General features: G+C 68.4%; 3 protein-coding genes and 1 pseudogene. 2 read left to right on the plus strand and 2 right to left on the minus strand.

Features of this window, described 5'->3' with window-relative positions; translation table 11 throughout:
* Positions 1–404: 404 nt before the first annotated feature.
* Positions 405–644 (minus strand): annotated as a pseudogene (locus tag MJ783_RS12545) (transcriptional regulator); the annotation flags it as partial.
* A 929-nt stretch (positions 645–1,573) separates the two neighbouring features.
* Here MJ783_RS12545 and MJ783_RS12550 point away from each other — a divergent pair.
* The gene (locus tag MJ783_RS12550) at positions 1,574–3,004 is read left to right on the plus strand and encodes a helix-turn-helix domain-containing protein (protein WP_239310597.1); all 1,431 of its coding nucleotides are present in this window, start codon (positions 1,574–1,576) and stop codon (positions 3,002–3,004) included.
* A 983-nt stretch (positions 3,005–3,987) separates the two neighbouring features.
* Here the strand turns inward: MJ783_RS12550 and MJ783_RS12555 are convergent.
* Complete coding sequence (locus MJ783_RS12555) at positions 3,988–4,269, minus strand: hypothetical protein (protein WP_239310598.1); 282 nt, start codon at positions 4,267–4,269, stop codon at positions 3,988–3,990.
* 197 nt (positions 4,270–4,466) lie between these two features.
* Between MJ783_RS12555 and MJ783_RS12560 the strand changes: the two genes are divergently transcribed.
* Positions 4,467–4,934, plus strand: a 468-nt coding sequence (locus tag MJ783_RS12560) for a winged helix-turn-helix domain-containing protein (protein ID WP_239310599.1), incomplete at its 3' end; no start/stop codon positions are given.

The raw sequence follows: 4,934 nt of genomic DNA on the forward strand, positions 1-4,934 counted from the left end.
CGTATGGCACTGCCCGCACGGAAAAGGCGCACCCACCGGGCCGTAGCCTACGCCTCACCCAACCGTTTCGGTCTGCTCAACCGTGACGGGACCGTGCGCGCTCCCCGACCGAACCGCCCCTGAAGATCACCTAATGCCGACGGTGAACAGACATCAATGAACCGTGTGCGGGAGAACCGCATACACGGAATCAACGGGAGAGAAGCTGGAAATAGAACGCTCAGCCGTCACCGCGCCAGCTCCCTACCCCACCCAGGCCCGCGTGTGAGCGTTACCAGTGCCGGCGTCACCACCCGGGTCACCGTCTCCATCCCGCTGGCCTGGACCTCTTCCAGCGTCCGGACCGCCAGCCGGAGCTGGGCACGCAGGACCGACACCTCCATCGTGCGCAGTACCGCCGGGTCGTCCCCCACGGGAAGCCAGGCCGGCCATGGATGCGCCACCACCACCTCCAGCGGTACTCCCAGCAGTACGGCCAACGCCCGCTGAGACAGCTGATCCGGTACGACCCCTCTGTGTTCCCATCGCCATGTCTTCTGCCGCTCCGCCGCCATGTTCGCCACCCCCATCTGCCGGGCCTGCCGGGCAATCATGCGTGCGAGCTGCTGATAGGACCAGCCGTGCGCCGCTCGGACACGGGCCAAGGGATGGGCTGCCGGCTTCTCGCGTCGGGCATCCCGCTCGTCGGGATGTGGCTGTCCCTGACCGCAGGCCGCGTGGTCAACAGCCCCGTTCACCCCCGTCGCTGCCCCCGACGATCCGGTCGCCGTCCCGGGCAGCGTCACCGTCGCCACCAGCCGTTCCAGCTCCGCGGCCACCGTGTGGAGCCGCCGCGTCAACGCCGCCGCGCGCCGCGGTTCCACCCCGGGCAGCCGGTCGGCCACGGCCGCCAACGTCGCGCAGGCCGTCCGTCCCTGTACCTCCGCGGCCCCGATAGCCAGTTCCAGACGCAGCAGGGATATGTGGCCCGGCCCCACCGCATCCGCCGGTACCTCTGCGTCGTCCTGTTCACCGCCGCACAGAGCCGTCAGCTCTGTAGCCACCTGCGCCGGCCAGCTGACAACCGAGGGGAATGCCGTCGACTCTTCTGTCCCGGATCTGTCCATTCGTGGCCGTGGCAGTTGTGCTCTCACCACCGGCTCCCGATATCCGCGTTCCCCGCGCATAATCCCTCCAGACACCATAAAGTATGATTATTAATCTGATGGACGCCCGGAACGGTAGAAAATATTCTCCATACTGCGGATGGCTATACGACCGGCCCGGATGCCTGCGGAGATTGTGCGCGGCGCGGCCAGTGATACGGCAACAGCTGTGTCTCATGAACCCAGCCGGCGGAGATTATCAGCCCCGGGTATAAGCCGGTGTCATAAGCGTGGATGATAGACGCCGGGACAGCCCATCGAGTACCAGCGCCGCCCGTGACGGCCGGCTATACGGATGCCAGACAACCAGCGATACACAACCCCCTTTCCGCAGCCCATCAGATGGGATTACGCTCACCAGCGCCGCATCATGGCCTTGCTTTGTTCGTGTCCGTCCCATCAGGTCACATACACGGGGAGTCCTGCCTATGCCCGCCGAACCCATGCCACTACCGTTACCGGACCACCTCTGGGACGAGCCGTCCGTCCTGGCCGCGCTCGACGACCGCGACGTCGGCGCCCTGTTCGTGCTGGCGGGCCGATACGGGTGCAGCCAGACACTCCTCGCGTCCCGCTGCGCGATGACACAGGGAGAGGTCAGCCGGATCTGTACCGGTAAACGCCGAGTGGCCGACCTGGAGGTCTTCGTCCGGGTCGCCGACGGCCTGGCCCTGCCGGACCGGGCACGCAACCGGCTCCTCGGCGCTGGCCGTTCCCACCAGCCCACGAGCCTCTCCCCGACACCGGCCCACCCACGCGGCACCGGCGCGGACAGGAGCCCGACCCGCAACGACAGGCGGGCCTACCCTGAGCCCTGGGCGGCCTGTACGGATGCGCCCCCGGCGGACAACACCCCAGAAAGGCAGATCCTCATGGCCGCTGACGACACCGTCCAGTTCCTCGTCAACGCCGAACGCGCCGCCCCCTCCCCGGAAATCATGGATCTTCTGCACGGTGAGGTTCGCCGGCTGGCCACCGCCTACCCCACCCAGGCAACAGAGCTCATTGACCCGCTCATCAGCGCCCAGCGCGTTGCCTTCCGCCTCCTCGATGGGCCGGGACTGCCCGGCCCATCCCGTGACCTCTACGTTCTCGCGGCGATCACCTCCGGGCTCCTGGCACGCGCCGGGGTCGATCTCAGTCAGTTCCAGGCAGCGCACCTCAACGCCCGCGCGGCATTGCTGTGCGCCGATCGCGCCGGCCATCCGGGCCTGCGTCTGTGGGTACGGATCGAACAGGCCCGCGCCGCCTACTGGTCCGGGTTCCCCCGCGAAGCCCTGCGCTACCTGTCCCTGGCCCAGCAGGACGCGGACACAGTCACCGGATCGATGCCGACGCAGCTTGCTGTGCAGGAAGCCCGAGCCCACGCGGCCCTCGGTGATATCGCCCAGACACGGGCCGCGATCGCCCGTGCCCATGATGCGCGAGACCGGGTCCGCGCAGACGACCTGGACGACATCGGTGGAGAACTCACCCATCCTCATGCGGTCCAGCTGTTCATCAGCGCCGACGCACTGTCCCAGCTTCCCGACCATGGTGCAGCCGAACGCGCCGCAGCCGAGGCTGTCCGAGCGTTCGAGGCCCCCGACGCCGCCGATGCCAGCTACGGAAGCAGAGCGGGAGCATACATCGATCTTGCTATGGCGCGTATCCGTCAGGGTGAGGTAGACGGCGGCCGGGAAGCGCTGGCGCCGGTCCTGAGGATCCCACCGGCACACCGCAACCACGGCATCCGTACCCTCATGCGTCGCGTGCATACACACCTGTCAGACCATGCGGGTTCCGCGGTAGCACGCGACACAGCGGCCGACATCGAGGCCTACTGTGCCGTCCCGACGTCAACCCGCCTGCCGGCATAACCGGATACACCGGGCCGCGGGCCCGGGAACAGGCAGCAACGATGCGCAGACAGCAACATAGATAACGGATGTACAGGCAGCGGGCTCTCGCTTCGGCGATGACCGCCCATTCCCGGGACCGACGTGGCACCGGCCGGCCCTGCTCATCACCGCCATCGGTCAGCTCGTCGGGTGGCGACGGGCACCGTCGGCCGTCGGTATGGCGCAACAGCCAGTGAGAGACCGGTCCTGCCGATTGATCCAGCGCGGTCCGCGATGTTCAAGGCGGCTCCTGCCCCGAACGGCTGGACGGCTGTCGCAGCAGCCCGGTCGGCGTGACGCCCGCAGCCGGCACGGCATGATCGCCGAACGGTACGAACGACGATGGCCATCCGGCAGACCCCACGCCGAACAAGCGGAGACAGCGCCCACCGTCTTCGCAGCTCACAGCAGGTGCGGCGGGGTGAACGAATCATTCCCACTTGCGGGAATGACCTGCCTGGCCAACGAAGTGATGATCGTGGTGAACACTGCCCACCACCCCACGAGCGGACAGCACCACCGACCAGAAGAGTGACCCGTGACATCCCAGCATCCGACCAAGGTCGCACGCCCCAGCCGCCCCTCAAGCCGGTCTGGCCACTCCGCCAGCGAACCCACCGATTCCGATCTACTGATCGTGCACCGCGCCGACCAGCCCGATCCCCGCCATCGACCGTCCGCGTCGGCCGCCGCCGTGCTGGACGGTGCCACCGTGCGTCCCGGACAGGACCGCTGGACCTGAGCTTGGACACGAGACTGACGTCCGCGGCGCTCGCGGCCGTCGTGCCAGGCGGCAGCGTCACGACACTGACCCCGACCCGTGCCGCGCGGAGCCAGATCCGGCCGACCCCGGAGAACGGCCAGACGTGGGGATCGGTATGGGACCTCACGGAACGGCCCCTACCGCTACCCGACGCCAGCGTCGACGCGGTCATCGGCTTCAGCGTCCTGGCACCGCTGCGTCACCCCTGCCGCATGCTGATCGACATCACGCGGGTCCTCACACAGGAGGCCGCCTGTCGGTCTGCGAGCTCCTGCTCGCCCGACGCCAGCCCATCGAACTCGACGGACTGGGTGCCCACGACCTCAGCCGTGCCGAGAAGGCCCTGGCCGCCGTTCGGCCAGCCGCGCACACCTTCACCTTCACCCCAGCCCAGGCGGTCGGGAACGCCCGTCTCGCGGGGCTCACCAAGGTCGAACACACCGAAGACACGGTCACCGTCACACTGGCCTCGACGTTTCATGACCGGACATCAACAACGCCGTGACCTGGGACGATGGGCTCCTGAGGCCGCACCGAAACGGTGTAGGTGCAAACCGGACATCCTGCCTTTTGCGCAGGCCAGGAGCCTGCGCTACAGATCTTGAATGGTCGGGGTCTGTTTGATCACATCTGGTCTGTCCGGGTATGACCCGGCCGTGTCCGACGCTTGCAGCGGGCATGAGGTATGCGGATGGTGGCGGGCTTACCGCGCAGGGCCGTGCCCGTCGGGAAGCAGTCCGGGTGCAGGCGGCGGACCTGTTCGCCGCCGGGGTCGATCCGGTCGAGGTCGCCGGGCGGCTGCGGGTGAGTACGAAGTCGGCCTACCAGTGGAGGCGGCTCTGGAAGGCCGGTGGCACGGCGGCGCTGGCCTCACGCGGGCCGAGCGGGGCGTCGTGCCGGCTCTCGGACCGCCCGCTTGACCGGCTGCGCGGGGAGCTGGACCGGGGTCCGGCCGTCCACGGCTGGCCCGATCAGCGCTGGACCCTGGCCCGGGTGACGCTGCTGATCGGCCGGCTGTTCCACACCCGCTACACCCTGCGCGGCACGTCGTATCTGCTGCACCGTATGGGTGACAGCCCTCAGGTTCCCGCCCGTCGGGCCGCTGAACGCGACGAGGAGAAGGTCGCCGCGTGGCGGGCGGAGACC

Origin of the sequence: Protofrankia sp. Cj3, assembly GCF_917627355.1 — a bacterium.
GTDB lineage: Bacteria > Actinomycetota > Actinomycetes > Frankiales > Frankiaceae > Protofrankia.